25 protein-coding genes are annotated in these 26,492 nt (G+C 66.1%); 16 read left to right on the forward strand and 9 right to left on the reverse strand.

The features are described 5' to 3' along the window. Positions 1 to 124: 124 nt before the first annotated feature. From AU252_RS16175 to AU252_RS16185, 3 genes are all read right to left on the reverse strand, one after another. The gene (locus tag AU252_RS16175; RefSeq protein ID WP_157769005.1) at positions 125 to 1,354 is read right to left on the reverse strand and encodes a hypothetical protein; all 1,230 of its coding nucleotides are present in this window, start codon (positions 1,352 to 1,354) and stop codon (positions 125 to 127) included. 216 nt (positions 1,355 to 1,570) lie between these two features. After that, on the reverse strand, positions 1,571 to 2,689 hold the full coding sequence (locus AU252_RS16180; RefSeq protein ID WP_058931610.1) for a hypothetical protein: 1,119 nt from the start codon (positions 2,687 to 2,689) through the stop codon (positions 1,571 to 1,573). Between the two features lie 118 nt (positions 2,690 to 2,807). Beyond that, on the reverse strand, positions 2,808 to 3,662 hold the full coding sequence (locus tag AU252_RS16185) for a hypothetical protein (protein WP_157769006.1): 855 nt from the start codon (positions 3,660 to 3,662) through the stop codon (positions 2,808 to 2,810). 103 nt (positions 3,663 to 3,765) lie between these two features. Between AU252_RS16185 and AU252_RS16190 the strand changes: the two genes are divergently transcribed. The 12 genes from AU252_RS16190 (at position 3,766) to AU252_RS16245 (ending at position 17,704) form a co-directional block, all read left to right on the forward strand. Next, positions 3,766 to 5,220 (forward strand): FAD-dependent oxidoreductase, encoded by a 1,455-nt coding sequence (locus AU252_RS16190; RefSeq protein WP_058931612.1) that lies wholly within the window; start codon positions 3,766 to 3,768, stop codon positions 5,218 to 5,220. Between the two features lie 142 nt (positions 5,221 to 5,362). After that, positions 5,363 to 6,751 carry a helix-turn-helix domain-containing protein gene (locus tag AU252_RS16195; protein WP_058931613.1) on the forward strand — a complete coding sequence of 463 codons (1,389 nt, stop codon included), beginning with the start codon at positions 5,363 to 5,365 and terminating at the stop codon, positions 6,749 to 6,751. A 125-nt stretch (positions 6,752 to 6,876) separates the two neighbouring features. Further along, the gene (gene exaC / locus AU252_RS16200; protein ID WP_058931614.1) at positions 6,877 to 8,400 is read left to right on the forward strand and encodes an acetaldehyde dehydrogenase ExaC; all 1,524 of its coding nucleotides are present in this window, start codon (positions 6,877 to 6,879) and stop codon (positions 8,398 to 8,400) included. A gap of 128 nt (positions 8,401 to 8,528) precedes the next feature. After that, positions 8,529 to 9,551: an alcohol dehydrogenase AdhP gene (gene adhP / locus AU252_RS16205; protein WP_205630586.1), complete on the forward strand. Its 1,023-nt coding sequence runs from the start codon at positions 8,529 to 8,531 to the stop codon at positions 9,549 to 9,551. Beyond that, on the forward strand, positions 9,551 to 9,958 hold the full coding sequence (locus AU252_RS16210; RefSeq protein ID WP_058931615.1) for a DUF779 domain-containing protein: 408 nt from the start codon (positions 9,551 to 9,553) through the stop codon (positions 9,956 to 9,958). The genes adhP and AU252_RS16210 overlap by 1 nt, the downstream gene beginning before the upstream one ends. 185 nt (positions 9,959 to 10,143) lie before the next feature. After that, positions 10,144 to 11,724 carry an APC family permease gene (locus tag AU252_RS16215; protein WP_058931616.1) on the forward strand — a complete coding sequence of 527 codons (1,581 nt, stop codon included), beginning with the start codon at positions 10,144 to 10,146 and terminating at the stop codon, positions 11,722 to 11,724. A 189-nt stretch (positions 11,725 to 11,913) separates the two neighbouring features. Beyond that, a complete protein-coding gene (locus tag AU252_RS16220; RefSeq protein ID WP_240484208.1) occupies positions 11,914 to 13,287 on the forward strand; it encodes an MFS transporter in 1,374 nt (457 codons plus the stop codon). Next, positions 13,287 to 14,264 (forward strand): C-terminal binding protein, encoded by a 978-nt coding sequence (locus AU252_RS16225; RefSeq protein ID WP_058931617.1) that lies wholly within the window; start codon positions 13,287 to 13,289, stop codon positions 14,262 to 14,264. Before AU252_RS16220 ends, AU252_RS16225 begins: the two co-directional genes overlap by 1 nt. Continuing rightward, positions 14,261 to 15,328: a zinc-dependent alcohol dehydrogenase gene (locus AU252_RS16230; protein ID WP_240484209.1), complete on the forward strand. Its 1,068-nt coding sequence runs from the start codon at positions 14,261 to 14,263 to the stop codon at positions 15,326 to 15,328. The genes AU252_RS16225 and AU252_RS16230 overlap by 4 nt, the downstream gene beginning before the upstream one ends. After that, positions 15,325 to 16,095 (forward strand): SDR family oxidoreductase, encoded by a 771-nt coding sequence (locus AU252_RS16235; protein WP_058931618.1) that lies wholly within the window; start codon positions 15,325 to 15,327, stop codon positions 16,093 to 16,095. Before AU252_RS16230 ends, AU252_RS16235 begins: the two co-directional genes overlap by 4 nt. Continuing rightward, positions 16,092 to 16,757 carry a bifunctional 4-hydroxy-2-oxoglutarate aldolase/2-dehydro-3-deoxy-phosphogluconate aldolase gene (locus tag AU252_RS16240; protein ID WP_058931619.1) on the forward strand — a complete coding sequence of 222 codons (666 nt, stop codon included), beginning with the start codon at positions 16,092 to 16,094 and terminating at the stop codon, positions 16,755 to 16,757. Before AU252_RS16235 ends, AU252_RS16240 begins: the two co-directional genes overlap by 4 nt. Beyond that, a complete protein-coding gene (locus AU252_RS16245) occupies positions 16,754 to 17,704 on the forward strand; it encodes a sugar kinase (RefSeq protein WP_240484210.1) in 951 nt (316 codons plus the stop codon). Before AU252_RS16240 ends, AU252_RS16245 begins: the two co-directional genes overlap by 4 nt. Positions 17,705 to 17,799: 95 nt before the next feature. Here AU252_RS16245 and AU252_RS16250 read toward each other — a convergent pair whose 3' ends face one another. The 5 genes from AU252_RS16250 to AU252_RS16270 form a co-directional block, all read right to left on the reverse strand. Continuing rightward, entirely contained in the window at positions 17,800 to 18,573 is a 774-nt protein-coding gene (locus AU252_RS16250) for an IclR family transcriptional regulator (protein WP_058931620.1), read from the reverse strand. A gap of 53 nt (positions 18,574 to 18,626) precedes the next feature. Continuing rightward, the gene (locus AU252_RS16255; RefSeq protein ID WP_058931621.1) at positions 18,627 to 19,262 is read right to left on the reverse strand and encodes a DUF2461 domain-containing protein; all 636 of its coding nucleotides are present in this window, start codon (positions 19,260 to 19,262) and stop codon (positions 18,627 to 18,629) included. A 171-nt stretch (positions 19,263 to 19,433) separates the two neighbouring features. Beyond that, positions 19,434 to 20,921: a catalase gene (locus AU252_RS16260; protein WP_058931622.1), complete on the reverse strand. Its 1,488-nt coding sequence runs from the start codon at positions 20,919 to 20,921 to the stop codon at positions 19,434 to 19,436. Positions 20,922 to 20,928: 7 nt separating this feature from the next. Beyond that, entirely contained in the window at positions 20,929 to 21,411 is a 483-nt protein-coding gene (locus AU252_RS16265) for a Fur family transcriptional regulator (RefSeq protein WP_058931623.1), read from the reverse strand. 30 nt (positions 21,412 to 21,441) lie between these two features. Next, positions 21,442 to 22,206 carry a hypothetical protein gene (locus AU252_RS16270; protein ID WP_058931624.1) on the reverse strand — a complete coding sequence of 255 codons (765 nt, stop codon included), beginning with the start codon at positions 22,204 to 22,206 and terminating at the stop codon, positions 21,442 to 21,444. Positions 22,207 to 22,324: 118 nt separating this feature from the next. Here AU252_RS16270 and AU252_RS16275 point away from each other — a divergent pair, with 118 nt between their 5' ends. From AU252_RS16275 to htpX, 3 genes are all read left to right on the forward strand, one after another. Further along, a complete protein-coding gene (locus tag AU252_RS16275) occupies positions 22,325 to 23,116 on the forward strand; it encodes an alpha/beta fold hydrolase (RefSeq protein WP_205630587.1) in 792 nt (263 codons plus the stop codon). A 72-nt stretch (positions 23,117 to 23,188) separates the two neighbouring features. Next, a complete protein-coding gene (locus AU252_RS16280; RefSeq protein WP_058931626.1) occupies positions 23,189 to 24,460 on the forward strand; it encodes an MFS transporter in 1,272 nt (423 codons plus the stop codon). A 77-nt stretch (positions 24,461 to 24,537) separates the two neighbouring features. Further along, positions 24,538 to 25,404 carry a zinc metalloprotease HtpX gene (gene htpX / locus AU252_RS16285; RefSeq protein WP_058931627.1) on the forward strand — a complete coding sequence of 289 codons (867 nt, stop codon included), beginning with the start codon at positions 24,538 to 24,540 and terminating at the stop codon, positions 25,402 to 25,404. 141 nt (positions 25,405 to 25,545) lie between these two features. Here htpX and AU252_RS16290 read toward each other — a convergent pair whose 3' ends face one another. After that, positions 25,546 to 26,037, reverse strand: coding sequence for a YajQ family cyclic di-GMP-binding protein (locus tag AU252_RS16290; protein WP_056344649.1), 492 nt, complete (start codon positions 26,035 to 26,037; stop codon positions 25,546 to 25,548). A 190-nt stretch (positions 26,038 to 26,227) separates the two neighbouring features. On the opposite strand from AU252_RS16290, the gene AU252_RS16295 reads away from it, so the two are divergent. Next, the gene (locus AU252_RS16295; RefSeq protein ID WP_058931628.1) at positions 26,228 to 26,482 is read left to right on the forward strand and encodes a hypothetical protein; all 255 of its coding nucleotides are present in this window, start codon (positions 26,228 to 26,230) and stop codon (positions 26,480 to 26,482) included. Positions 26,483 to 26,492: the final 10 nt, after the last annotated feature.

A 26,492-nucleotide genomic window follows, 5' to 3' on the forward strand; every position in this document is an offset into this window, starting at 1 on the left:
CCTAAACCATCCCGGACCCGCTGTGGCCTGACTAAGGAGGGATTTCCGGAAGGTGAACAAAAGGAATTGGCGTTGAAAGCGAAATTGCCCGGACCCCAGCGGGATCCGGGCAATTCCTGGTGAATCAGGCCCGGGTGGCCTTGCGGCGCCGGGAAATGTAGATCCCGCCGCCTACGCCCATGAGCGTCAGTCCGCCGATGACCATGGCAGCCAGTCCCGCAGTGCTGGCCGGGTTGGCGGCGGCAGCGCCGAACCAGTTGGTGTCCGCGAGGAACGGAGCGTTGGATCCGGCGGTCACGGTCAGGCCGGTGACCTCGAACGTTGCGCCGGCTGCACCCTTGAGGATCAGGGTGTGCGTTCCGGCAGGCAGGCCGGCCGGAACGGTGAAGACGTAGCCGACCGAACCGTCGGCGTTGGCGACAGCCGTTTCGGCCAGGACAACCGGCTCGGAGTGGATCTCGCCGGTGACCGTTTCGCCTGCGACGAAGGTGCCGGCGGGGGCGACTACCCCGTGCTTGGTACCTTCCACCAGTGCGGCCCCGCCCGTCAGCAGCACAATATCCGAACCGCTGGCTGCGCCGCCGCCCGCGCGGGGCCCGCCGGTGGTCGCCAGAGGTGCCGGGGTGGATTCGGTGGCCGACGGCGACGGTGAGGCTGTCTCGGTAGCGCTCGGTGACGGATCAGGCGTTTCGGTCTCGGTCGGCGTCGTGCTCGGCGACGGAGTCGCCGTTTCGGTCGCCGTCGGGGTGGCCACCACCGGCTGGCTGATGGTCCAGTTCTTCGACGCGTCGGTGGTGAGCGTGGCCCACGACGCTACGGACTTGCCCGCGACCGGGTTGATCTTGGCGGTGGTGACGCTCTCGTTCGAGACGGTGCAGACGTAACCAATGCTGTAGGTGTGGTTGGCCTGTACCACGGCTGACATGTCAGCAATGGGGGCCTTGCTGCTGTTCACAAAACCGGATTCCAGCGTGTTGTCGTCAGCAATTGTGCCGTTGGCATTCAGGGACATCGCGTACTGGGGATCCTGCGTCAGGGGGTAGACCGTCTGCGCTTCCACGGTGCTGCTCAGCGCCGGCTGGATTTCCTGCCCGGGCTCGGACATAAAGATCAGCGCGCCCTCGAGGATGTTGCCGGTGGTGGGGCAGACCATGTCGCTGTGCAGCTTCAGCACGGACAGGCTCAGGGCGCTCCAGTTGCCGCTCGTCGGGTTGGCCGTGACGGTTCCTGCCGAGCCGGCCGGGAGGGCCGCGTTGGCAACAGCGATTCCACCGCCCAGCAGGAGGGCGGTGCCGGCAACGGCGGCCGTGGCGTTCAGGCCCCAGCGGGATTTCATTGTCGTGGCGTTGGCCATAATCATTTCTTCTTTCTCAGGTAAACGTGTCTACTGCTGCGGTGTTGCCCGGCGCCGGGAAATTAAATCCACCGGCCAACCAGCGAAAATCGCTGCGAAGAATTACCGATCAGTCTGGGTCATCAGTCGAATTCTGCGGGCGTGGCAAAGTAAAGCAGGCCGGTACTGAAAGTAAATTCTTTATGAACGGAATTCAGGACCCGGCCGAAGGAATTGTTAGTTGGTGTAACCCGACTTTTTGCCCATCGTCCAGTCGCCCACGTAGGAGAGCGTTTTGAAACCGAACTTGTTGATGATGACCTTGCTGCCAATCGTCTTCAGGTTGGTGGTCACGGCGTTGCTCAGAACCAGGCTGTAAATGAGCTTGCTGGTCTGGGTGGAGCTGGACACCACGTTGTAGGTGTCGCGTGCGAAGATGCCCTTGCCGCTGGCGGGCGCCACGGCAGCGTTACCGTAGAGGTCGCCGGGGGCCAGAGCCGGAGCCGCGGTGGCCGGGTCAATGGCCTTGAGTCCATCGATGTTCGCCAGCACCTGACCGGCAGCGGTGGTGTTGGCCATGGCGCCGTTCTTCTGCGCGATCCACTGTGCGGCGGAGAACGCGATGATATCGCCGTCGTTGATGAGAGCCGCACCGTTGTTCTCGGGATAGTTCTGCTCGACATCGGGGATGCAAGTGGTGTTCGGGGTGACACCAATGGCCTTCACGAAGAAGGCGCGGGTGCCCGAAGCGGCCTGGGGCAGCTTGGGAGTGAAGGTCATGGTTCCGATGACGGGCTTGCCGGTGGTGCCGTCAATGGTGACGCCGTCGCCGGCCGTACAGCTGAAGATGTTGGCGATTTGCTGGGTGGTCAGGTTCAGCGGCGTGTTGGTGGAGTCCTTGACTGCCACGGTCATCGCGTCGCGTGCGAACGGCAGGAACGTCAGGTCGGTGCCTGCCACGCTGGGGGAGGAGGAGGACCGGGCGATGTCGACGTCGTTCCGCTTCAGCGTGAACGAGTTGTTGGCCGAGTCCTTGTAGACATGGTTCAGCGGGTTCAGGCTGGCGCTCAGGGCCTTGACGCCGGCACCGGAACCGTTGGGTCGGGTAAACGCGGTGACGCCGGTCTTGGTCACGATCGTCGCCGGCGTGCCGAAGGCGTCGTAGGAGGCCACTGTCCTGATGGGGCCCGCGTTGGTCAGGGCGTTCCAGACATCCTGGATGGTGTCGGAACCAACGGCCGCCAGCGGGCGGTCCGGCGTCGTGGGCTCCGCAGACGCGCTGGCTGAGCTGATCAGGCCGAGTGCCAAGGCGGTGACGCAGATAGCGCCGACAGCCTGGAAGGACTTCAATTTCATGTCAAGATTCCCCATCTTAGGTACCGAGTGGATTAGCTGGTGCAGGTGAGCCACGGCGCAGTGCGGGCACTGCCGCTGCGGTCTGCGGCTGCCGGAGTAGTCAGGACAGTGCCGGCCGCTAAGAGTCTGCGGCGGCGCTGCCCGGCATTTCGAATTGCTTGGCTAAGAAGAACCTGCGATCAGGTGAACGTTTGGTGAAAGCCGGCAAGGGGGCTTCGGGCAGCCGTTCCACGCCGGGAGCTCCTGCACGCAAGAGCTCGGGCGGGAACTCAACCGGAAGATGCCGGTGTCCGTGGCGGATCACTGTTTCCAGCAGGCGTGCGCCGCCAAGCAGGTCCAGTGCCGCCAGGGCGCTGCGGTCCCGGTCCCGGATGGTGGGGTACCAGGCGCTGGCCATCAACACGGGGCGTCCGCGCAGGCTGACGTACCACCCGTAGTCCCGGGCCTGCTGGTTCTGGACGAAGGTAATGGTTAGGTCCTGGGCGGCCTTCTGAGCGGCCGTCGCATTCGCGGCCGCCACCGCATAGCTCGGGAAGAGGCCAACACCCCGGCCGAGTTCCCTGTGGTTGCCCGAGATCAGGCGCCAGACGACCAGTGGCTGGTTGAAGTGATCCATCCGGCGCACCAGTTGGTGGATGGCCGGCAGGCGGACTGCCTGTGCCAGGACTTCGGTTGGCTGTTCAACGGGATTGGTCAACCGTTGCCGCACGTTAAGGGATGGCAGCGCGGAAACATGGCCGTGCTGAACGCCAGCGCTGAAGACGGCGAGTTCGCGCTCCTTCCAGCGGGTCGCCGCAGGAAGGGCCTGACTAACAAGAGAGGTGAAGGAAATGCGTTCATTGGAAATGATGGCTCCCCAGGGATCCTGTGACTGGACGCCGCCCATGCGGTCGTGATAAGGCTCAAGCCGGATGGTTGCCAGCCGGGGTGGCGGGGGTAAAGGAAGGGTGACGGGCAGCTGAACGTCTGGCATCACACGATGCCGCGTCCCGCGGTGGGCACATTTAGAATGGGACATTGTGCGCAACTGCACTGTGCGCGTCCGTCGCAATCTCCTCGTTCCAGAAGGGCTCCCGGTGTCCAACCCAGCCGAAACGACCTCCAAACGTCCACTCCGCGTTGCCATTGTGGGTGCGGGACCGGCAGGTGTTTACGCGGCGGATATCCTGACCAAGTCCAACGGCGTCAAGGACGGCGATTTTGAGGTCAGTATCGACCTTTTTGAGGCCTACCCCGCCCCGTACGGCCTGATCCGCTACGGCGTGGCCCCTGACCACCCGCGCATCAAGGGGATCGTGAACGCGCTGCACAAGGTCCTGGACCGCGGCGACATCCGCTTCCTGGGCAACGTCACGTACGGCCGCGATCTCACCCTCCATGACTTCCGCGCCTTCTACGACGCCGTGATCTTCTCCACGGGCGCCATCAAGGACGCGGACCTGGCCATCCCTGGCGTTGATCTCGGCGGTTCGTTCGGCGGCGCCGACTTTGTGTCCTGGTACGACGGCCACCCGGACGTGCCCCGCGACTGGCCGCTGGATGCCAAGGAAATCGCCGTGATCGGCAACGGCAACGTGGCGCTGGACGTGGCCCGGATGCTGGTCAAGCACCCCGATGAACTCCTCACCACCGAAATCCCGGACAATGTCTACCAGGGCCTGAAGAACTCGCCGGTCACGGACGTCCACGTCTTCGGCCGCCGAGGCCCGGCGCAGGTCAAGTTCACGCCGCTGGAACTGCGGGAGCTGAGCCACATGAAGGACGTGGACATTGTCCTTTACCCGGAGGACTTCGAGTTCGACGAAGCCTCCGATGACGCCATCCGCAGCAACAACCAGATCAAAACCATGGTGAACACGCTGACCAACTGGCTCGTGGAGGAGCACGCCGAAGCGGAAGAGCCGTCCTCCCGCCGCCTGCACCTGCACTTCCTGCACAGCCCGGTGAAGATCTACCAGGACCCCGACGACGGCGGGTCCGGCCGGGTGGCCGGCATCAAGTTTGAGCGCATGGAGCTGGATGGCACCGGCAACGTCAAAGGCACGGGCGAGTTTGTGGACTACCCCGTCCAGGCCGTGTACCGCGCCATCGGCTACCACGGTTCGCCACTGGACGAGCTGGAGTACAACGCCAAACGCGGAGTGATCCCCAACGAGGGCGGCCGCGTGCTGGACGCCGACGGCAACCCCGTCCCCGGAATCTACGCCACCGGCTGGATCAAGCGCGGGCCGGTCGGCCTGATCGGGCACACCAAGGGCGACGCCCTGGAGACCATCGGCTTCCTACTGGAGGACCGGCTCACCCTGCCACCCGCCCAGAACCCGGACCCGCAGGCCATCATCGACCTCCTGCAGGAGCGCGGCATCGAGTTCACCACCTGGGAGGGCTGGATCAAGCTGGACGCGCACGAAGCAGCCCTCGGCGCCGCGTGGACAGAAGGCGGGACAGGCACCGACGGGCCCGCCGCCGTCGTGCGTGAACGCATCAAAGTAGTCCCGCGTGAGGAAATGATCAACATCTCCCGCGCCTGACCAGCGTCACCCACCAAAACAGCGCGAACGGACACTTGAGGCCCCAGCCAGAGGGGCCTCAAGTGTCCGTTCGCGCAACAGGGGCTGGCGCTGGAGGGTTCGCGCCGGCGGCCAGTAGACTTGCAGGACCGATGGGAGTTCGATGAGGAACCTGATCCTGCCGCCGACGTCCGGCGGCGAAGCAACTGCGCTGGCCCAGCGTCATGCCCTGGCCGCCCATGAGCAGCTCGACGCCCAGGCGTTTCCGAACGCACCGGAAATCCCCGGCCTGCGGCGGCTGATCCGGGAATCCTGGCAGCGGTCCGCCCGGTTGAAAGCCAACCCTGACAACCCCGAAGCGCCCCTTGCCCTGGACACCGACGAGCTCGAGGAATACCGGCGGCAGCACCCCCTTGCCAGCATCATGCCCGTGATCCACAAACTCCTGGTCCAGCCGAGCCACGACAGCGGCCTGCTCGTTGCCGTGGGTGATGAAGTGGGCCGGCTGCTCTGGGTGGAAGGCGATCCGGCCCTGCAGCGCCGTGCCGAAGGCATGATGTTCGTGCCGGGCGCCGACTGGTCAGAGGCCACAGTAGGCACCAGCGCTCCCGGCACTGCCCTGGCCCTGGGTCGCGGCATCCAGATTTCCGGGGCGGAGCACTACCAGCGGTCCGTGCACGCGTGGAGCTGCACGGCCGTACCGTTCCACGATCCGGATTCCGGTGCGCTGCTGGGCGTTGTTGACATCACGGGTAAAGCCAGTGCCGTGGCGCCCCACACTTTGTCGCTCGTTGAAGCGACCGTCGCTGCCGCCCAGGCGCAGCTCCGTGTTGAGCGGCTTCAGCTGGCGGCCACCCTTGCCAGCCGGCCGGCCCGACGGCGGAACGCCAGTTCGGCGGCCAGGTCGGATTCGGCGCGGACCGGGGGAGCCGGCGGCGCGAAGGAAGGCAGCCTGTACCGCAACAGCCTGCAGCTTCTGGGCCGTGACCAGGCGTTGCTCAGCATCGAAGGCAAAACGGTGTCGCTGTCCGCCCGGCACAGTGAAATCCTCGCCCTGCTCAGCACCCACCCGGACGGGCTGAGCGCCGAGGAGCTCAGTGTCCTGCTCTACCCGGGCGACGGCCCCACCATGACGCTCCGCGCGGAAATGGTCCGGCTGCGCAAGATCCTGCAGCAGCTCAATCCGGCCGCCGTGCCCGAATCCCGGCCGTACAAACTCACCATGGACCTGGTCCCGGACAGCGGGCAGGTGCTGAACTGCCTGCAGCGCGGCGCCCACCGCATTGCGCTGGAAATCTACCGCGGCGCGGTGCTGCCGCGCTCCGAAGCGCCGGGCATCATCGACCTCCGCGACAGGGTCTCCTCGCTCATGCGCGAAGCGGTCCTGACGGACGGCAGTGCCGAGACGCTGCTCAAGTACGCGGCCCTGCCGGAGGCGAGGGACGACGTCGACGTCCGGACCGTCGCCCTGAAGCTGCTGCCGGCGCGCTCGCCCAAGCGGGCCGCCGTCGTCGCGGACCTTGAGCGGCTGGAAGCCGAACTCAGCGCCTAACCGCCGGGGCCGTGAGCTGGCTCACACTGGCGCAACCTGACTGCAACCTTCACCCTCCTACGCTGAAACCAACGGCGGCCGCCATCATCAGGCGCCACCTTTCATGCACAGCAAAGGAGCTAGCAATGACTGTCTACGCACAGCCCGGTACCGAGGGTTCGAAGGTCACGTTCAAGGACCGTTACGAGAACTGGATCGGCGGCGAGTGGGTTGCCCCCGTCAAGGGCCAGTACTTCGAGAACATCACACCCGTCACCGGCAAGGTCTTCTGCGAAGTTGCCCGCGGCACCGCGGAAGACATCGAGCTGGCCCTGGACGCCGCCCACAAGATCGCACCGTCCTGGGGCAAGACCTCCGTCGCCGAGCGCGCCGCCATCCTGAACAAGATCGCCGACCGCATCGACGAAAACCTTGAAATGCTGGCCGTCGCCGAATCCTGGGACAACGGCAAGCCCATCCGCGAAACCCTGAACGCGGACATTCCGCTCGCCGCCGACCACTTCCGCTACTTCGCCTCGGCCGTCCGCGCCCAGGAAGGCCGGCTGTCCCAGCTCGACGACGACACCACCGCCTACCACTACCACGAGCCGCTCGGCGTCGTGGGCCAGATCATCCCGTGGAACTTCCCCATCCTGATGGCCGTCTGGAAGCTCGCCCCGGCCCTCGCCGCCGGCAACGCCGTGGTCCTCAAGCCGGCCGAGCAGACGCCGTCGTCCATCCTTGTGTTGATGGAGCTTATCGGCGACCTCCTGCCGGCCGGTGTCCTCAACGTGGTCAACGGCTTCGGCGTCGAGGCCGGCAAGCCGCTCGCCTCCAGCCCGCGGATCCGCAAGATCGCCTTCACCGGCGAAACCTCCACGGGACGCCTGATCAGCCAGTACGCCAGCCAGAACCTGATTCCGGTCACCCTGGAGCTCGGCGGCAAGAGCCCGAACATCTTCTTCAACGACGTCGCGGACACCAACGACGCGTTCTATGACAAGGCCCAGGAGGGCTTTACGCTCTTCGCCTTCAACCAGGGCGAAGTCTGCACCTGCCCGTCCCGCGCCCTGGTCCAGGAAGACATCTACGATTCCTTCATGGCCGACGCCGTGGCCCGCGTTGAGAAAATCATCCAGGGCAACCCGCTGGACACCGAAACCCAGCTTGGTGCCCAGGCCTCCAATGACCAGCTGGAAAAGATCCTCTCCTACATCGACATCGGCAAGCAGGAAGGCGCCAAGGTGCTCACCGGCGGTGCCCGGGCCGACATGCCCGGCGACCTGGCCGGCGGCTACTACGTCCAGCCGACCATCTTCGAAGGCCACAACAAGATGCGGATCTTCCAGGAGGAGATCTTCGGCCCTGTTGTTTCCGTGACCCGCTTCAGCGACTACAACGACGCGATGGGCATCGCCAACGACACCCTGTACGGCCTCGGCGCCGGCGTCTGGTCCCGCAACGGCAACGTCGCCTACCGTGCCGGCCGCGAGATCCAGGCCGGCCGCGTCTGGGTCAACAACTACCACGCCTACCCGGCCGGCGCTGCGTTCGGCGGGTACAAGTCCTCCGGCATCGGACGTGAAAACCACTCCATGATGCTGGACCACTACCAGCAGACCAAGAACCTCCTGGTCAGCTACAACGAGAACAAGCTCGGCTTCTTCTAAGCCGCCCTTAGCCCGGGCGGGGACGGATCAGCACTGGTCCGTCCCCGCCTGCACCGTCCTGGCCACCCTTCAGGAAGGCAGCACCACCTCCACCGCACCATCGCTTTATCTACGCAAGGATTTCGCCAATGACGACGACAATGCAAGCAGCAGTAGTAACCGAGTTCGGCAAGGATCTTCAGATCCAGACCCTCCCCATTCCCACCCCGGGCCGGGGTGAGGCGCTGGTCAAGGTCATCACCACCGGCGTCTGCCACACAGACCTCCACGCGGCTGAGGGCGACTGGCCGGTCAAGCCGACACCGCCGTTCATCCCCGGCCACGAAGGTGTAGGCGAAGTGGTTGCCCTGGGCGAAGGTGTCACCGACCTCGCCGTCGGCGACCTCGTCGGCAACGCCTGGCTCTGGTCCGCCTGCGGCGACTGCCAGTACTGCCGCACCGGCTGGGAGACACTCTGCGAGGTACAGAAGAACGCCGGCTACAGTGTGGACGGCTCCTTCGGGGAGTACATGCTCGTGGACACGCGCTTTGCCGCACGCATCCCGGCGGGCTCGGACCCCGTTGAAGTCGCACCGGTGCTTTGCGCCGGCGTCACGGTCTACAAAGGCCTGAAGATGACCGAAGCCAGGCCCGGACAGTGGGTCACCATCTCCGGTATCGGCGGACTGGGGCACATTGCCGTCCAGTACGCGGTTGCCATGGGACTGCGGGTTGCTGCCGTGGACATCGCGGACGACAAACTCGCCCTGGCCAAGAAGCACGGCGCCGAGCTCACCATCAACGCGCTGCACGAAGATCCCGTCGAAGTCATCCAACGTGAAACCGGAGGTTGCCATGGAGTCCTGGTCACCGCAGTACACCCGTCTGCTTTTGGCCAGGCGATCGGCATGGCCCGCCGGGGCGGGACGATTGTGTTCAACGGCCTGCCGCCGGGCGACTTCCCAGCACCGATCTTCGAGATTGTGCTCAAGGGCCTGACCGTCCGCGGCTCGATCGTGGGGACCCGGCAGGACCTGGAGGAAGCCCTCGAGTTCTACGCCGAGGGCAAGATCCACCCCACGGTCTCCACCCGGGAACTCTCCGAGGTCAACGCCGTTCTTGACGAGATGAAACACGCCAAGATCGACGGCCGCGTTGTTATCAAGTACTGATGATGGAGGCGAGGCTTGACGCGGCGGTGACGCTGCCCGGGGAGGACATCTCCCGCGTGGCTCTCACCGCCGAGGCCCTGGGACTGCTCAGGAAGTTGTGGGGGCAGCACGGGCCCCTGATGTTCCACCAGTCCGGCGGCTGCTGCGACGGGTCCTCGCCTATGTGTTATCCGGCCGGGGAGTTCATCACCGCGGAAGCGGACGTCCTCCTGGGGCTGTTCGACATCGCCGACGGCCTGGAGCCGCAGCCCCTCGAGTTCTGGATGTCCAGGGAGCAGTTCAACTACTGGAGCCACACCCATCTGACCGTGGACGTGGTCCAGGGCCGGGGGAGCGGGTTCTCGGTTGAGTCGCCGGAAGGCAAGCGGTTCCTGATCCGGTCAAAGCTGATGGACTGGCCCGGCTAGGCACCCGAACCACCTGCGCGAACGGACACTTGAGGCCCTCCCGGCGAGGGCCCCAAGTGTCCGTTCGCGCTTAACCGGGGCGGGCGGAAAGTCTCACCATGCGGGACAGGTGTGAACGTCCATTGGGTGGACGAGTATCGTTGATGGGTCTGTTTCCAACACAAATCAGGATTGTGGATCTCCTTATGAACCTTCTCCGGACCAAATCCATCGAGCAGTCCATCGCCGACGCCGATGAACCCGGACGCAAGCTCAAGCGGTCGCTCAGCAGCTGGGACCTGATGATCATGGGTGTCGCCGTCGCTGTCGGCGCCGGCATCTTCTCGGTGGGAGCCAAGGCTGCGGCCAACTTCTCCGGCCCCGCCGTGACGTTGTCCTTTGCCATTGCCGCCGTTACGTGTGCCCTGGCCATCATGTGCTACGCCGAGTTCGCCACCGCCATTCCGGTCGCCGGGTCGGCCTACGTCTTTACGTACGCCACCATGGGCGAGCTGCTTGCGTGGATCATCGGCTGGAACCTGATCCTGGAACTGTTCACCGCCGCGGCAGTGATCGCCAAGTACTGGGGCATCTACCTCAGCAAGGTATTCGCGCTGATGGGGGCCGACGTGCCGCCGGCACTGTCCCTCGGCGGCGTGGACCTCTACTGGGGCGCCTTCCTGATCGTTGCCGTCTTCACCGTGCTCCTGGTGCTGGGCACCAAGCTCTCCGCCCGTGTGGGCAACGTCTTCACGCTGATCAAGATCGCCGTGGTGCTGTTTGTTATCGTCGTGGGCTTCACGTACGTGAAGTTCGAGAACTACACGCCGTTCGTGCCCGCCGCGGAACCCACCGCCGGTGGCGCCGCGGACGTTATGAAGCAGTCATTCTTCGGCTTCCTCACCGGCGCCGCGCCTGCCCAGTACGGCACCCTCGGTATCTTCGCCGGCGCGGCCCTGGTGTTCTTCGCCTTCATCGGCTTTGACGTCGTGGCCACGTCCGCGGAGGAAGTCAAAAACCCGCAGAAGACCCTGCCGCGCGGCATCTTCGGCGGCCTGGCCGTGGTGACCCTGCTCTACATCCTGGTGTCCCTCGCGCTCACCGGCATGGTGTCCTACACGGACCTCGCGGCAGCCGAAACGCCCACCCTCACCACCGCGTTCGAGGCCGTCGGCAACACCACCGCGGCCAAGGTCATCGCCTTCGGCTCCCTGATCGGCCTCACCACCGTCATCATGGTGCTGCTGATGGGACTGTCCCGCGTGGTGCTGGCCATGAGCCGCGACGGGCTGCTGCCTCGCGCGCTGTCCAAGACCAGCGAAAAACGTTCGACGCCGGTCCGCCTCCAGATCATCTGCGGCGCCGCGGTAGCACTTGTGGCCGGCCTGACAAACGTTGACCTGCTGGAGGAAATGATCAACATCGGCACGCTGTCCGCGTTTGTGGTGGTGAGCCTGGGCATCCTGGTGCTGCGCAAGAAGCGCCCGGACCTGAAGCCGTCCTTCCGCGTCCCGTTCGGCAAGGTCCTCCCGGTGGTTTCGGCCGTCCTGTGCCTGTACCTGATGACGAACCTCGCGGTGGAGACGTGGATCTTCTTCGCCGGCTGGCTGGTCATCGGCGTCGTGATCTACTTCGCCTACGGCCAGCGTCACTCCCGCCTGAACGAAAGGTTCGCCGAAGCCAAGTCCGCCGTGGACGCCACGGAGTCCGGCGCGGATTCCAGCGCGGACGCCCGCCTTTCCGGCAGTGATGCCGCAGCCCGCGACGAGGCACTCACCCGCCCGTAAGCCCGCGGCCACCTAGGCCTGCAAACAAGGCAGAGGCACCCGTCCACCCCTTTGGTGGCAGGGTGCCTCTGCCGTTTAACCCGCCTTTTGTGATCTGGCCGATAAGACCTATATAGTCGTGCTTGAAGTTTTCGGGATGTCGTCCCGATAATCGGAATGTGCTTCGGCACCAAAGAGAAATGGTGAACTGTGGCTGAGAACGATGTTGTTCGCAGTAAATCGGCGGTCCTCGACCCCGAAGGCAATGAGGTGTCCTCCGGGGCCACCGACAAAGGGCCCGTCCGCAGGGCCGCATGGGCCGGCCTGATCGGCACCGCGCTTGAGCAGTACGACTTTGTGATCTACGGAACCGCATCGGCGATCATCTTCAACAAGATCTTCTTCCCGAACATCGACCCCGCCATCGGCATCATCGCCGCGTTCGGTGCCTACGCCGTTGGCTTCGGGGCACGCCCCCTCGGCGGCCTCTTCTTCTCCAAGTACGGTGACCGGCTGGGACGCAAGTGGGTGCTGGTTGCCACGCTCTTCCTGATGGGCATCGCCACCTTCGCCATCGGCCTGCTGCCCACCTACGAGCAGGCGGGCATCTGGGCCCCGGTGCTGCTGGTTGCCTGCCGCTTCCTCCAGGGATTCGGCGCCGGCGCTGAACAGGCGGGCGGCGTGGTCCTGGTGGCGGAAACTGCGCCCAAGGGCAGCCGCGGACGCTATGCCTCGCTCGTCTTCGTTGGTGCCGCCGCCGGCACCGCGATGGGCGCCGTCGTCTGGATCCTGGTCCAGCTGATGCCCACTGAAGCACTCGAAGCCTACGGCTGGCGGCTTGTGTTCTTCTCGTCGATCTTCGTCACCATCGCCGCCTACGTGATCCGCCGCAAGCTGAAGGAATCACCGGTCTTTGAGGAAATGAAGGAAGAGATCGCCGGCGCCGTCCGCGCCACCCCCGTGGCCGACGTCGTCAAGAACGGCCGTGCGGGCCTGTTCCGGGTCTTCTTTATGAACGTGGGCGCCAACGCGCACTCGTACATCTTCCAGGTCTTCCTGGGCTCCTACCTGATCACGCAGCTCAAGATTGACGCGACGTTCATTCCCAAGGTCCTGCTGGTGGGCGCGCTCTTCGCCTGCGTCTCGGCCTACGCCTTCGGCACGCTCTCCGACCGCTTCGGCCGCCGCCGGATGTACCTCATCATCACGGCATTCCTGTTTGTCTTCCCCGTCCCGGCCTTCCTGCTGCTGAACACCGGAAACCTGTTCCTGATCTCGCTGGTGATCGTGCTCGGCTTCATCTTCGCCGCGCAGGGCTCCGTGGGCGTCCAGGCAGCGTACTTCCCCGAGCTCTTCGGCTCCCGCTACCGCTACGCCGGCGTCGCCCTGGGCCGGGAGTTCTCCTCCGTCTTCGGCGGCGGCATCGCCCCGCTCATCTGCTCGGCGCTGGTCACCGCGTTCAGCGGCTCCTGGATCCCCGTCGCCCTCTACATGATGGCCATGATGGGCATCAGCCTCGTCACCACCATCAAAGCCCCCGAAACCGTCGATCGTGACCTGCTCACAGAAGAGGACGCCAAGTAATGCCAGCCACGCCCACCCGCATTGTCATCACCGACTGCGACCACGACTCCATCGCCATCGAGCAGGCCGTTGCCGACGCCGCCGGTGTGGAACTGGTCCTTGCCCAGTGCCGGACCGAGGAGGACGTTATTGCCGCCGCTGCCGGCGCCGACGCCATCGTGGTCCAGTACGCCCCCATCACGGACCGCGTCCTCGCGGCCCTGCCGCAGCTGAAGGCGATCGGCCGCTACGGCGTGGGCGTGGACACCCTCGACGTCGAGGCGGCCACCGCCCGCGGCGTCGCCGTCTGCAATGTGCCGGACTACGGCACCGAGGATGTCAGCGACCACGCCATTGCCCTGGCCGTCAGCCTGGCCCGCGGAATCACCCGGCTGGACCGCGGCATGCGGCGCGGGGAACACTCGCTGCTCCCCGTCCAGCCCCTGCACCGGATGTCCACCAGGGTGTTCGGCGTGGTGGGCCTGGGACTGATCGGCGCGGCCACCGCGCGCAAGGCCAAGGGCCTGGGCTACACGGTGATCGGATCTGACCCGCTGGCTGAAATCGGTACGACGACGGCGGATGGAGTCGCCGTCGTCGGGTTTGAGGAAGTGATTTCCCGCGCTGATGTGGTGTCCCTCCACGTTCCGCTCAACTCCCATACGCATCACTTGATCAACGCCGGCGTGCTCGCGCAGATGAAACGCGGCGCTGTGCTGGTCAACACTTGCCGCGGGGGAGTGGTGGACACCGCTGCGGTTGCCGACGCCCTGGCCAGCGGCCAGCTCTACGGCGCCGGGCTGGACGTCTTCGAAGAGGAACCGCTGGCCCTGACCAGCCCGCTGATCGGCTGCGAAAACGCCGTGCTCACACCGCACGCCGCCTGGTACAGCGAGGAATCCTATGCGGAACTGAAGCGCCGCACCATCGAAAACGTCCTCGAGGTCTGCGCCGGACGTATGCCGCGCAACGTGATGAACGCAGGGGTGCTGGTGTGAGCGTAGAACTCCTGAACAGCACCATGCGCGCCGCCGTGTGGACGGCGCCGGACACGATCGAACCGCGGCAGCTGCCCGTGCCGGAAATCCCCGCCGGCTGGGCCCTGGTCCGGACGGAAATGACCGGACTGTGCGGCTCCGATTTTTCCATCCTGCACGGAACGCACCCCCGCGCCGAAGCTCCCCTGGTCATGGGCCACGAGATCACCGGCATCGTGGAGGTCGCGGCGGAGACCGGCCCGGCAGCGGGCACCCGGGTCACCGTGGAGCCCCTCATCCACTGCGGCGAATGCCACCCGTGCAGCGGCGGAGACACCCACGTCTGCCGGGCGCTGAAACTGTACGGGATCGACGTCGCAGGCTCCCTCGCCGAATACGTAGCCCTGCCAGCCACTGCGCTCATCCCGGTCAGCATCGCCGTGCCCCTCCAGGAGGCGGCCCTCGCCGAACCCCTGGCCGTCGCCGTCCACGCCGTATCCCGGGCCGGCCTGACCGGCGGGGAACGGGTGGTGATCTTCGGCGCCGGGCCCATCGGCATCCTGACGGCCCTGGTGGCACGCCACCAGGGAGCCGGCAGCGTCCTCGTTTCGGAACCCTCGGAGGCCCGCCGCCAGGTGGCCGAAGAACTCGGGTTCGCCACGGTGGCACCCGGGGAGGACCCCGTCCAGGCAATCGTTGCCGCCACGGGAGGGGACGGCGCGGACATCGTCTTCGACTCCGCCGCCCACCCCTCGGTCGCCGCGATGCTGCCCCGTGCCGTCCGCGTGCGCGGCACCATCGTCCTGGTGGGCGTCTACAAAAAGCCAGTCGAACTCGACCTCCAGGCCCTGACCTTCGCCGAAAACACCGTCGTGGGCGTCCGGGTCTACACCCGGGCGGCCGTGGAACGCGCGGTGGAACTCATCGAAAGCCGTGAGCTGGGGCTGGACCGCATACCCACCCAGGTGTTCGCCCTGGAGGACACCCGCCAGGCCTTTGACCAGGCGATGGCATCCGGACGCGTCCTCAAAGTCTTTGTCAGTCCAGCCGCGGCGCCCGCCGCGAGAACCCAGGAAAGCTCATGAACCACACAGCAGAGAAATCGCCGTTTGACCTCAGCGGCAAAACCGCAGCCGTAACCGGCGCCTCGCGCGGGATCGGCCTGGGCATTGCCCTCGGGCTGGTCAACGCCGGCGCCAGCGTTGTGGCACTCCAGCGCGGCCCCTTGGCCCCGGAACTGGCAGTCGCTGCGGAAAAGGCAGGCGTCAGCGCCGCTGCAGTCCACGTGGACCTGGCCAGCGAAGAGTCCGTGGCCGCCGCCACAGCGGAAACCCTCGCGGGACGCCAGATCGACATCCTGGTCAACAACGCAGGAACCCAGATCCGGCACGACGCGACCGAGTTCCCGCTGTCCGACTTCGACCGCGTGATGGCCATCAACACCCGCGCCGTCTTCCAGCTGTGCCAGGGCTTCGGCACCCCGATGGTGGAACGCGGTGGCGGGAAGATCATCAACATGGCCTCCCTCCTCACGTTCCAGGGTGGCCTGCGGGTTCCGGCCTACGCGGCGTCGAAGGGCGCCGTGGCGCAGCTGACCAAGGCGTTGTGCAACGAATGGGCGCCCCGCGGCGTGAACGTCAACGCGGTTGCCCCGGGCTATATCGCCACTGACATGAACGAGGCCCTGTTGGCGGACAGTCAGCGCCATGAACAAATCTCCGTGCGGATCCCGGCGGCACGCTGGGGCACCGGTGGCGACCTCGCCGGCGCCGTGGTGTTCCTGGCCTCCCCGGCCGCGGACTACATCCACGGCGTTGTACTGCCGGTCGACGGCGGGTGGCTGGCGCGATGAGCGATCTGCAGAGCCCTCCCGTTTCCGCCATCCTGCAGGAGAACCCTGTGGTGGCCGTCCTCCGCGCCCGGCATGCCCGGGAATACGCGCCGGTCATCGACGCCCTGGTCAGGGGCGGCGTCCGGTCCATCGAACTGACCCTCAGCACCGATGGTGTCTTCGACTTCCTGCCGGACATCAAACGGCAGTTCGGCGCGGACGCGGAAATCGGCGTCGGCACCGTCACCTCCGGTGACCAGGCCGCGCAGGCGCTCGACGGCGGCGCGGACTACCTGGTGACACCCGCCATGGTGACGGACGTGATCCGCGCTGCGGTTGCGGCCGGCGTTCCGGTGTTCCCCGGCGGGCTGACGCCCACCGAACTGCTGACCGGCATGCAGGCGGGGGCAACGGCCGTGAAGCTGTTTCCCGCCTCCACCGTGGGCCCGGGCTACATCGGGCAGCTGCGCGGGCCCTTTCCGGACATGCGGGTCATTCCGTCCGGCGGCATCGGCATCGATGACGCCGCGGACTGGATCGCCGCCGGGGCGCTTGCCGTCAGCCTGGGCGGACCGCTGCTCCGTGATGCGTTCTCCGGCGGCGACCTCGCCGCCCTCACCGCCCGCGCCCGGCAGCTCAGCTCCGTGGTGGCGGACGCCGTCCAGGCGAGGGGTGCCCGGTGACCTTCACCGACGTCGTGACCCTCGGCGAAACGATGGGCCTGATGAAGGCCGAGACGCCCGGCCCGCTGGCCCAGGTGTCCTCGCTCAGCCTGGGCATGGGCGGCTCCGAGAGCAACTTTGCCATTGCGCTGCGGCGCCTGGGCACCTCGGTGACCTGGGTGGGACGCGTCGGCAACGACAGCCTCGGCGAACTCGTCCTGCGGGAGCTCGCCGCCGAGGGCATCGTCGTTGACCCGCTGCGCGACGAGTCGGCACCCACCGGCCTCATGATCAAAGAGCGGCGCACCATGGACCAGCTCAAGGTCTGGTACTACCGGGCCGGAAGCGCGGGCTCCCGGCTGTCCCGGGAGGACATCCCGGCTGAGCGGATTTCCAACGCCCGGCTGCTGCACCTCACGGGCATCACGCCCGCACTTTCGCCGGAGGCAGCCCGGGCGGCGCAATATGCCCTGGACGTTGCCCGTGAAGCAGGCGTCCATGTCTCGTTCGACCTCAACTACCGCGCCGCGCTGTGGTCCGCCGACGACGCCCGTGACGTTTTCCGGAACATCATTGCCCAGGCGGACATCGTGTTCGCCGGGGACGACGAAGCCGCCATCGCGGTAGGAAAGTCCGACGACTCCCTGGAGCTTGCCCGCCGGGTCGCCGCCCTCGGGCCGGGCCAGGCTGTCATCAAGCGGGGAGCCGCGGGCTGTGCCGCCGTGATCGACGGGGTGGAATACGTGCAGGACGCCGTCCGCGTCAACGCCATCGACACCGTGGGGGCCGGCGACGCCTTTGTGGCCGGCTACATCTCGGACCTCTTGGCCGGGGCCTCGGTGCAGGAGAGGCTGCTGACCGCGGTCCGCACGGGAGCCTTTGCCTGCCTGGTGCCCGGCGACTGGGAAGGCATGCCGCGCCGGCACGAGCTGGCCATGCTGGACGCCACGGAACCGGTGGCACGCTGAGCCGGGGTTGAACCCGTCAGCCGGAACTGGTCCCGTAGGGGGGAGCTGGTCCCGTAGAGGGGCCGGCGGAAAGGGCCTGGATCGGCGCGTGGGCGCTAGATCCAGGCCCTTTCAAATCCTGGCGGCAGGCAGCGGCTGAGCTCAGGCTGCACGTCCTGGAGCAGCGCCACGAGTGATTGAATCCGTTCCGGGGTCATGTGTACGCTGGGGGCTGAGATGGAGACAGCGGCCGCGACTCTGCCGAGCAGGTCCGGGATGGCGATGGCAACACAGGTGATGCCGAGTTCGTTCTCCTGGTCATCCAGCGCGTAGCCGTCCGCCCTGGCCCGGTCCAGCACCGCCCGGAACGCGTCAACATCCTGAATGGATCGGGGTGTGGCGATTGCCGCGGTATCGAAGGCGCGGACGGCCTCGTCATTTCCATACTGGGCTGCCAGCAGTGCCTTGCCCATGGCGGTGTTCTGCGCCCGCAACCGTGCCCCGGGGCGGGACGCCATTTCAATGCCGCGATGGCCGCGGGCCTTGGCCAGGTACAGGACATCGTCGCCGCTGAGGATGCCCAGGTGCGTGGTGTCCTGCGTGGTCTTGGCGATCCCGGCGAGGATGGTCTGCACGGTGTCGGGGAGGCTGATCTTTGCCTCCGCCTTGGTGCCGAGCTCCAGTAGTTTGATGCCCAGGTGGTAACTGTGGTCCGGCTGCTGGCTGAGGTACCGGCCGGCCACGAGTGTGGTCAGCATGCGGTGGGTCGCCGAGCGGCTGAGACCCGAGGCCTGGGTGATGTCCTCGAGCCGGTGGGCGCCCGCAGCGACGTGGTCGAGCAGGCTGAGTCCGCGCTCCAGCGTGCGGGCCCCTGCGGGATTAGCTTCCATGCCCCCAATTATCCCACGTATAGGGAGCGATCCCATCTACAGGAAGTACGGCGTCACGGGGCCGCATGCCGGCCCACCCAGTCCACCAAGGGCCGCAGCTTGTCCCACAGCGCCTCGATTTCCTGCACCGCCGCCGGCGAATCCAGCCACTCCGGCTGGCCCAGCTCGATGCCGGCGGACAGCGACTTGTGCTTCAGCAGCTCCGCCCGGGGATGGTCCGTGTCGAAACCGCGCGGCACGGTCTTGAGTTTTTCGCCCTCCACCGCAAAGCCCGCGGCAGCCACGGTCTCCACGATGTGCCGCAGCGATTCGCCGGTGCCGGACGCATCCACGGAGTTCCGGAAGCGGGCCAGCTGGGCCGGTGTGCTGGTGTGGCAGCCGCCGCCCACCAGCAGCCCGTCGGCGCTCACCTGGACGTAATACCCCACACCTTCCTGGGACGACGCGAATGCTCCCTGGGCAGTCTTGTAGGGGGATTTGTCCTGGGAGAACCTGATGTCCCGGTTGGGCCGGAAGATCTTGCCTGGCCCGAACCGCGGCTCCAGTTCGGCCAGGAGCGCCGTGACCGGGACCCGCACCAGGGTGTTGTAGCTGTCCTTGTGCTCCAGCCACCACTCCCGGTTGTTGTTGTGCTCAAGTTCGGCATAGAAAGTGAATGCCCCTGCAGGGATGCCCTGGAATGTACTCATGCAGTGATCCTAGGGACAGCCGGGCAGCCCCGGCCAGAGCGGCAGGCACCTATGTGGAAACAGGAGCTATGTGGAACAAGAGCTGTGTGGAACAAGAGATGCGTGGAAACAAGACCGCCCCGCCACGGAAAACCGTGACGGGGCGGGCGTTGCACCACAGGGGCAGAAGAACTAGCCGATCTTGTTGGCAGCCTCGGCGTCGGAGTCAGTGGAGCCCGCGCCCAGGTTGGCGCGCAGCTTGGCGCCGAGTTCGGCGTCCACGTTGGTCCAGTACTGGATGGCGCGTTCCTTGATCTCGGCGTGCTTCACGCCGCCCACAGCACCGGTGATGGTGTCCAGCAGGCGGGCCTTGGCGCCGTCGTCGAACACCTCGCGGTACAGCGTGCCGGCCTGGCCGAAGTCGCCGTCCTCGGCGTGCAGGGAGTGTGCGGAGAGCGTGAGCTCGCCGTCGTTCTCCCAGCCGCCGGCCGGGGATGCCGGCTCAACGGCTGCAGGGCCGTTGAAGGAGTTGGGGGCGTAAACCGGTACGGAGGGGGCGTTGAAGTGGTAACGCCCGGCGCCGTCCTGGCTGTAGTTGTTGACCTGGTTCTTGGGCTGGTTCACCGGGATCTGGGCGTGGTTGGTGCCCACGCGGTAGCGGTGTGCGTCCGCGTAGGAGAAGATGCGGGCCTGCAGCATCTTGTCCGGGGAAGCGGCGATGCCCGGCACGAAGTTCGACGGCGCGAAGGTGGCCTGCTCGATCTGCGCGAAGTAGTTCTCCGGGTTCTTGTTCAGCTCCATGGTTCCCACGTGGATCAGCGGGTAGTCCGAGTGCGGCCACACCTTGGTGAGGTCGAACGGGTTGAAGCGGTAGCCCTTGGCATCTTCGTACGGCATGACCTGGACGTGCAGTTCCCAGGATGGGAAGTTGCCCTCGGCGATGTTGTCCTGCAGGTCGCGGATGTAGAAGTCCGCGTCCGAGCCGGCCAGCTCTTCAGCCTGGTCGCCGGAGATGGTCTTGACGCCCTGGTTGGACTTGAAGTGGTACTTGACCCAGAAGCGCTCGCCCTCGGCGTTGATCCACTGGTAGGTGTGCGAGCCGTAGCCCTGCATTTCACGCCAGGAGGCCGGCAGGCCGCGGTCGCCCATAAGCCAGGTGACCTGGTGTGCGGACTCGGGGGACAGGGTCCAGAAGTCCCACTGCATGTCGGCGTCGCGCAGGTGGGTGCCCGGGAGGCGCTTCTGGGAGTGGATGAAGTCCGGGAACTTGATGCCGTCGCGGATGAAGAAGACCGGGGTGTTGTTGCCCACGAGGTCGTAGTTGCCCTCGGAGGTGTAGAACTTGACGGCGAAACCGCGGGGGTCGCGCCAAGTGTCCGGGGAGCCGTTCTCGCCGGCGACGGAGGAGAAGCGGATCAGCATCTCGGTTTCAACGCCCGGCTGCAGGAACGCGGCCTTGGTGTACTTGGAGATGTCCGAGGTGGCCTTGAACGTACCGAACGCGCCGCCGCCCTTGGCGTGCACTACGCGCTCCGGCACGCGCTCGCGGTTGAACTGGGCGAGCTTTTCGATCAGGTAGTGGTCCGTCAGGATGATGGCGCCGTCGGCGCCGACGGACTGTGCGTGCGCGTCGGAAGTGACGGGCGCGCCGGACTGGGTTGTAGAGATGTTCGCAGTCATTTTTCTCCTATTTCTCGATTACTTGGGACGTTCTAGAAGGAAGTTTTTGGGACGCCTGGCAGTCCTGGCAGATGCCCTGGTACATCACGTCGGCGATCTGGATGGTCATCGGCTTGGAGTTCTCATCCCAGTGCGGCGTGAGGCAGGGCGCGTGCCCGACGGCGCATTCGACGTCCTCCACGCGGCCGCAGCTGATGCAGATGGCGTGGTGGTGGTTGTCACCGACGCGGGTCTCGTACAGGGCGGGGGAATGCGGTGGCTCGAAGCGGCGCAGCATGTGCAGATCGGTCAGGTCGCCGAGGACCACGTATACCGATTGCGCGGTCAGCTCCGGAAGTTCGGTGCGCGCGGCGGCCAGGATGCTCTCCGCAGGGGAGTGCGGATGATGTTCGACAGCGGTCAGCACGGCGAGCCGCTGTTTGGTCACCCGGCGGCCGTGGGCACGCAGGGCGGCAGCCCATGCATCGTGGCCGCCAAAGTGTTCCGTCATGCTTCTATTGAAGCACTTATTATGAGTCGATCACAATAAGGCTTGGCTTACCTTCGGCAGGTCCAGGAATTCCTGCATGGGGTTGCGGGATTCTCCTGCCGAGCGGCCCATGGCATGGACTTCCAGGCCGCCGGGTCCGGGTTCCGGCACCACGCAGCTCAGCCCGGTGACGCCGGGGCGGGTTGCCAGGCCCTCGACGGCGGCGGCCAGCGCCAGCAGGTGGCCGGGTGTCAGGCCGGGACCGCCCGACGCCGGCGGCAACGCCGGCGCGAGCACGGTGTGGTGCGCCCCGGCCTTGAAATTCGGGGTCCTGGCAGTGAGTTCCGGGAGGGTGCCGTCCACCGGCGGGACGGGTTCTGGCGGGCGCGCAACAGCCAGCCGGCGCAGGGCGGTGCGGAGGCCGCCGTCGTACTCTTTGAGCTCTTCCGCTGCGGCCGGCAGCCTGCGCTGAACGGGAAGGCGCAGCTGTTCGCCGGGCGTGACCGGCTCGGCGTCCCAGCGCCCGAAGACGTGGAACGTGGGCGTGGAGGATTCCGCTTCCGGTTCGCCGATGGCCGCGCCGATGGGGTGCCACTGGTGCGCAAACACCACGGTGCAGCGGCCGGCACCCAGAACTTCGGCGAGGGCCTGCCGGGCGGTGTTGTGGCAATGGAGCCAGTCGGTGGCGGAGCGGAGATCGAACGCCATGGCCGGATTCGTGAGCCTGATCAGGAGATGGCCGGCGTTCAGGGCGGTCCGGGGCCGGGCAACCTCCCAGAAAGCCGAGGCAAAAAGCAGCCGCCTGGACACATGCATAAGCCGACTCCTTTCCCCCGCCTGAGGATACCAAGCGCATGGCCCGACGGGCCTACACTGACCATATGGGCTCCGCCTCGGCTAGCTATGAACCGGTGACAAGGTGTTTCGCGTTGACGTGAAAGGCCTCTCGGTGGCCTACGAACGGGTCGGCGAGGGGCCGGCGCTGGTGCTGTTGCATGGCTTTTCAATCGATTCACGCATGTGGAGGCCTCAGATCGAGGCCCTGAAGGGGCAGTTCACAGTGTTCGCCTGGGACGCTCCCGGTGCAGGCCGCTCCTCCGATCCTCCGGACCCCTATGGACTGGCGGACTGGGCGGATTGCCTTGCGGCTTGCCTCAGTTCTGTCGGGCTTGAACGGGCGCACATCGCTGGCCTGTCCTGGGGAGGGATTCTAGCGCAGGAGTTCTACAGGCGTCACTCCCCGTTCGTGGAGTCGCTGATCCTGGCCGGCACCTACGCCGGATGGGAAGGCTCACTTCCCCAGCCCATTCCCCAGGAGCGACTAGCCGCCTGCCTTCGGGATGCTTCGTTGCCGCCGGAGGACTTTGTAGCGAAGTATCTTCCATCGATGTTCAGCCGTTCCCCGAACCCGCAAGCCTTCGAGGAATTGGCGGGCATCATGCGCGGCTTCCACCCCTCCGGCTTCCGGCTGATGGCCATGGCATCCGCTGTGGACACCCGGAACATCCTGCCGACAATAACCGTTCCCACGCTGCTGCTGTGGGGTGAGTCGGACGAACGATCGCCGATCGCTGTTGCCCACGCGCTGCTCAAGGAGATTGCCGGCTCACGGCTTGCGCTCATCCCCAAGGCAGGGCACGTGAGCAATCTGGAAAACCCGGAGGCATTCAGCAAGGAGATTCGAAACTTCTGCCTCACGACCCCGCGTTCGTCGCTGTCCAGCTGACGGCGGGTCCCTCGGCTTCCCCGACCGGCGCGACACGGTCCAGGAAGATAGCTGCGCCATTAGGGTTGCAGGGTGGGGAAACTGCTGGCCGATATCACACCGCTCCGGGAGAGCCCGGCCTTCCGCCGGCTCTGGCTGGGTTCCGCCGTCTCGGCCGTGGGGAGCCAGCTCACGCTGGTGGCCGTGAGCCTGGAGGTATACCGGCTCACGCAGGACAGTTTCTATGTGGGACTGCTGGGTGTGTTTGCGCTGGTGCCGCTGGTGTTCGGCGGCCTGCTGGGCGGCTCCATCGCCGACTCCCACAACCGCCGCACGGTGGCGCTCCTGGCAACCTCTGTCCTGTGGCTGACCACCGGCCTGATCGCGCTGCAGTCCTGGCTGCAGCTGGGAAACGTCTGGATTCTCTACCTCCTGGTGGCGCTGCAAAGCGGTGCCCAGGCCATCAACCAGCCGGCCCGCAGTGCCATCATCCCCACGCTTATCCGCAAGGAACTGCTTCCCGCGGCCAACGCGCTCAGCATGATGTCGTTCGGGTTGGCCTTGACGGTGGGACCCCTGCTGGCGGGGGTGCTGGTGGCGTGGGTGGGCTTCGGCTGGACGTACACCATCGACTTCATCAGCTTCGCGTTTGTGCTCTGGGCAGTCTTCAGGCTGCCGTCCATGCCTCCCTCAGGAAGTGCCGGGCGGGCCGGGATCCGGTCTGTCATCGAGGGGTTCCGGTTCCTGGGCACCCGGCCCAACCTGCGGATGACCTTCATCATCGACCTCGTGGCCATGATCCTGGCCCAGCCGCGCGCGCTGATGCCCGCCATCGGTGCGCTGATGATCGGCGGCGGCGAAACCACGGTGGGCATCCTGCTGGCCTCCAGCGCGGTGGGGGCGTTCCTGGCCGGCCTGTTTTCGGGGCCGCTCGGCCATGTCCGGTGGCAGGGGAGTGCCGTGGTGTGGTCGGTGATGGGCTGGGGCGCCTCGATTGCGGGCTTCGGTGTGGTGGTGCTCCTGGCAGGACGGACGGACGACGGCGGGGTCACAGTTTGGCTGGTCCCGGCGGCTTTGTGTTGCGCCCTGGCCGGAATCGCAGACTCCATCAGTGCCGTTTTCCGCAACACCATCCTGCAGGCGGCCGCGCCGGACCACCTGCGGGGACGGCTGCAGGGGGTCTTCATTGTGGTGGTGGCCGGTGGGCCGCGAGTGGGTGACCTGCTGGCAGGCGGCGGGACTAAGATTCTCAGTGAGGGCTGGGTCCTGCTCTTGGGCGGGGTTTTGTGCATCGCGGTTGCCTGGCTGGCGGCACAGCTGCAGCCGGGCTTCCGGCAGTACGATGCCCGCGACCCGGTGCCATAGGGCCATGCCTTGTTGGGGCAACTTGTCGGGGCAACTTTGTCAGGGCGACTTTGTCAGGGCGACGTGGAGGAGTGGACGTGCACAAGCATTACAACGGCCTGAAAACTGCGGCGCTCTTCGGCGTCCTGTGGGCGGTGCTCCTGGGCCTGGGCGGACTGATCGGGATCAATACCCGGAGCTCAGCGCCCATCTGGATCATGGCCCTCATCGGCGTGGCCACCACCGCGTACGGCTACTGGAACAGCGACAAGATCGCCATCCGTTCCATGCAGGCCTACCCCGTCACGGAGGCCCAGGCGCCACAGCTCTACCAGATTGTCCGGGAGCTCTCCGTCCGGGCCAACCAGCCGATGCCTCGCATCTACCTCTCACCCACCATGAACCCGAACGCGTTCGCCACCGGCCGGAATCCCAAAAACGCCGCCGTGTGCTGCACCGAAGGGATCCTGCAGCTGCTCGATGCCCGCGAGCTGCGCGGGGTCCTGGGGCACGAGCTGATGCACGTGTACAACCGGGACATCCTCACGTCCTCGGTGGCAGCCGCGGTGGCCGGCGTCATCACATCCGTGGGCCAGATGCTGCTGTTCTTCGGCGGCGACCGGCGCAACTCCAACCCGCTGGCCATGCTGGCGATGGCCCTTTTGGCACCGTTCGCGGCGTCCCTGATCCAGCTCGCCATCTCCAGGACCCGCGAGTACGACGCCGACGAGGACGGTTCGCAGCTCACCGGAGATCCGCTGGCGCTCGCCTCAGCCCTGCGCAAGATTGAGCAGGGGGTCCGGATCGCGCCGCTGCCGCAGGAGCAGAAGCTGGTCAACACCTCGCACCTGATGATCGCCAACCCGTTCCGCGGCGGGGCGATGACCAAGTTGTTCGCCACGCACCCGCCCATGAAGGAGCGGATCGCCCGGCTGGAACGGATTGCCGGCCGGCCGCTTAACTGAGGCTGACTGACCGACCCGGGCGCCGCCGTCGTACTTTCACCCGGGACACGCAAAAACGCCGGCGCTGCCCGTATTCCGGTAGCGCCGGCGTCTTTTGTCAGCGGCAGAATTTTTGCGCCTCGAAAACGAGGGCTTGGTCCGCTAGCTGCGGAAGTTGACGAACTGCAGGTCCGCCTCGTCAAAGTCCTTCAGCAGCGCCATGACGGACTGCAGGTCATCGCGGGACTTGGAGGAGACGCGGAGTTCGTCGCCCTGGATCTGGGATTTGACGCCCTTGGGGCCCTCATCGCGGATCAGCTTGTTGATCTTCTTGGCCAGGTCCTGCTCGATGCCTTCCTTGATGGAGGCTTCGAGGCGGAATTCCTTGCCGGAGGGGTAAGGCTCGCCGGTGTCCAGGGACTTCAGGGAGATGCCGCGGCGGATCAGCTTGGACTGGAGGACGTCCAGCACGGCGAGGACACGTTCCTCCGAGTTCGCCTTCATCAGGATCTTCTCGCCGCTGAAGTCGACCTCGGCGCCGACGCCCTTGAAGTCGTAGCGCTGGACCAGTTCCTTCTGTGCCTGGTTCAGCGCGTTGGCCACCTCCTGCTTGTCCACTTTGCTTACGACGTCGAACGTTGACTCGCCTGCCATGATTCTCCTTGTGCCGGTGGTTGCCCTGACATTGGCTCTGCAGGGCGTGGATCTCTGCATTCCAGCCTAATACGGATGCCCCGGCCGTGGCTTGTTCCGCATTCACAGTTCCCTCACAGCGGACGCACTGCGGGAACGAAGCCGGTCAGCGCAGAGTTGAACGAGTTGGAAGTAGGTCGAAGGGAAAGCCATGCAACACAACGCCGTCCGTTATGTCACGCGATCCACCGCCGCAGCCGCCGGCGCCGTCGCCACCGCCGCGACCTCAGTTGCCGCAGCAGCGATCGCTGCCTCCATCGTGTTCAGCCCGGTGCCGGACGCCTCGTCCCGCATGGACGGTGTGCACGCGGACTTGCTGCGGGCCGTCCAGCTGAACCAGATCACCGAGGAACAGGCCGTGAAGTTCGAGGCCAAGCTGGCCGAACGGATTCTCGGCGACGCCTAAGTCCCCGGTT

It is taken from the genome of Pseudarthrobacter sulfonivorans (assembly GCF_001484605.1).
Classification (GTDB): domain Bacteria; phylum Actinomycetota; class Actinomycetes; order Actinomycetales; family Micrococcaceae; genus Arthrobacter; species Arthrobacter sulfonivorans_A.